Annotated in this window: 2 protein-coding genes and 1 pseudogene; all 3 read left to right on the forward strand. The window is 45.8% G+C overall.

The window, feature by feature from the left end; all coding sequences use genetic code 11:
- On the forward strand, positions 1 to 1,590 hold a 1,590-nt coding region (locus DDR33_RS24935), incomplete at its 5' end, for an RHS repeat domain-containing protein (protein WP_146198877.1).
- Complete coding sequence (locus tag DDR33_RS24940; protein ID WP_109418498.1) at positions 1,590 to 1,877, forward strand: DUF7710 domain-containing protein; 288 nt, start codon at positions 1,590 to 1,592, stop codon at positions 1,875 to 1,877. The genes DDR33_RS24935 and DDR33_RS24940, both read left to right, overlap by 1 nt.
- A 251-nt stretch (positions 1,878 to 2,128) precedes the next feature.
- A pseudogene (locus DDR33_RS26530) lies at positions 2,129 to 2,929 on the forward strand (RHS repeat-associated core domain-containing protein); the annotation flags it as partial.
- Positions 2,930 to 3,019 lie beyond the last annotated feature (90 nt).

Here is a 3,019-nt window from a genome sequence, read left to right on the forward strand (position 1 = left end):
GGCTGGCTGAAAGGGACCAGCTCCGCAGAGTTCAGCCAGACGCTGAACTACGAAGAAGGAAGCCGCTACAACGGGGACATCACCTCGGTGAACTGGACGCTGGCAGGCAGCAGCAAGACGTTCAGCTACAGCTATGACCCGCTGAACCGGTTGACCTCCGGCACCAGCCCCGACATGAGCGAGAATAACATCAGCTATGATAACCTGGGGAACCTGCTGTCAATGACCCGCGACGGGAAGACCCTGGGCTACGACTACACCTATGACGGGGCAAGAGGGAACCGGCTGAACGCGGTAAGCGGCACCTGGTTCAATGGCACGAAGTACTTCCGCTATGATGCGAACGGGAACGTGACAAGAGACGACAGCCGCGGGATCAGCAGCATCAGCTATAACCACCTGAACCTGCCCTTGCAGGTAAGCTCCGCCTCGGGCACGCTGCTTAGCTACAGCTATACAGCCACGGGGGAGAAGCTCCGCAGTTACAACAGCAAGACCGGGACGACCACGGACTATGTAGGCGGAACCCGGTATGAGAACAATGACCTGAAGGTAGTGCTGACCGAAGAAGGGCAGCTGAGACGCTCAGGCAACAGCTACAGTTATGAGTACTGGGTGAAGGACCACCTGGGCAACACGCGGGTGGCTTTTTACCGGAACCCCACGACGGGACAGCTGGAGGTACTGCAAAGAGAAGATTATTATCCATTTGGGTTAAATAAGGTGCGGGGCAGCTTAAGTTCCAGTAAAACGAACTATCTTTATAACGGGAAGGAGTTGCAGGAGGGGTTTGACCTGCTGGATTATGGGGCGAGGTTCTATGATGTACAGACAGGGAGGTGGACATCATTGGATCCAAGCGCAGAGAACGATCCAAGTCTGTCACCGTATATTTATGGCTTCAATAATCCTGTAAGATTTACTGATCCGGATGGCAAATGGCCCGATGACGATGGGCCGGATCAAATGACTTCTGCTAGCATCGGGGCTGCTTTAGGGAGTGTCATAGTGAATGCCAAACTTTCATTGCAGACACTTGCATACAATATGGGGGATTTAGTGGGAATTACACCTGCGGGAGAAGGGAAGAAATGGGAAGCACAACAAGAATTCTCCAAATCCGAAGGACGGTATGTTACTGTAATGAGACAGGTTCCCCGGGAAGGACTAGTCAACGACATGTTAAGTCATGTTGGTGATGGGCTTAATGCTACTGCGGCAGTTGCTTCTTTTACTAGGGGAACCACTTCTAGTTCATTTTTTGCAAAATCCGGTCAAGAGCAAGCCGGCACGAATGCTGTCTCTCAAACGCTAAAAAAAGGACTTACAGAGCCAACTCTGCCCCCAAAAACGATTGCTGAATCAGATGGTGTAAAGATTGTGCATTATACCCGCAGTGGAGATCATGGACCACCACATGCCCATGTGATGGGAGGAGGCAAGGAAACTAAGATAGGGCAGGCGGGAAGACCTATAAAAGGAAGCCCTGAACTTACTAAACAACAGGCTGACGTTATATCGCAATATAAAGCTGAGATTAGGAAGGCGATAGATAAAATTGGACGATGGTTTAATTATAATAGACAATAATGAGTATCATAGAGAATAAGTCAATCTGGCTATTCCACGGATCAGGTGGGCGTTTTGCAAGTGCTGTATTTACCTCGGTTGATAAAGCAGAAGCATGGATTAGAAAGTATAAATTGGACGGAATTCTGACGGAATACCCATTAGATGTTGGAGTTTACGATTGGTCAATAGAAAATGGTATTTTCGACATTAAGAAAGAAGAACACACGACGTCAATTTTTATTCAAAAATTTACAAGTGCTGGTCAGGAACACTTTCACTACGAGAATGGAAAAAGAGAAGAATAGCTGAAAACCTGTTCTGAGGAGATGTTAATTTCCTGGAATATTTATCAGTCGGCTATGGATTTCTTGAGCAGAACCAATTGAGTTTCTTCAGCTCATTTCTTGTAGTTCACATAGTCGTTGGCTATTACTACTTTAAGAGAAATGATGCCATATAGGGATGGTTTGCCTTGTTGGAATTACGAAACGTTCTTTGAGATGGGTGAAAACGGGTGGCTACGGACTTCTGGAGATAGCGGAAAAAACGCAGTAACCAGTATGATTACGGAGCACGGTTCTATGATGCTCAGACGGGGAGGTGGACATCAGTGGATCCAAGCTCAGAGAACGATCCAAGTCTGTCACCTTATATTTATGGCTTTAATAATCCTGTAAGATTTACAGATCCGGATGGAAGATGGCCTTATGGAGGACCCATACTTGGCGGACCTGTGTTAACTAAGAATGTTGGTGAAGCAGTTAGGTTTGTATTAAATGCTGTAACAGCTTTATTCAATTCTGTTTCCGATCCTATATCGAATGCCAATAATGCAGGGATGGCAAAAGGGAATGTTAAGGCTGCATATACGAAAGCTGCAAATGACGGCATTAAACAGTTGGCAGCTGAAGTGGCAATTGGTGCTGCAACTGGAAAAGTCGTAGGATCCGTGGCAAAAGCGTTTGCTAAAGAGAGTTCAGCTTTATCTTCAGAAACCTCAGTAACTGCTACTAGTAATGCTTCTGGTTTAGGTGCGGGAGCTGCACGCGCATCTAAATATTCCTCTCAATGGAATGGTGCGAGTTTAGAAGGTGCAATTGAGAAATTCGCTCCCGGTGCAAAAGGTGTAGTGCAGGGGCAAAAGACCATCTATGTCAATGGTGAAACAGGTGTTCAGGTTGTTTATGACAACTCTGGAAATTATTTTAGAATACAGAATACTAATTTAACCGGTAAAAGACAATATTTGGACATGAATGGTGGCGTGCCCAATAACAAAACTGTAAATGGCAGACAGATGGGACGGAGTCAAGCGGAATATAATGAAATAACTCACTTTAAAAATACGGATAATTAATGAAGATAATTTGTGTGCCAAAACATGACCAAGCACTAAACCGTTTGGAATTCGATGAAAACATAGAAGGTGATCTTATTGAGATATCAA

Origin of the sequence: Pararcticibacter amylolyticus, assembly GCF_003130405.1 — a bacterium.
GTDB classification, from domain to species: domain Bacteria; phylum Bacteroidota; class Bacteroidia; order Sphingobacteriales; family Sphingobacteriaceae; genus Arcticibacter; species Arcticibacter amylolyticus.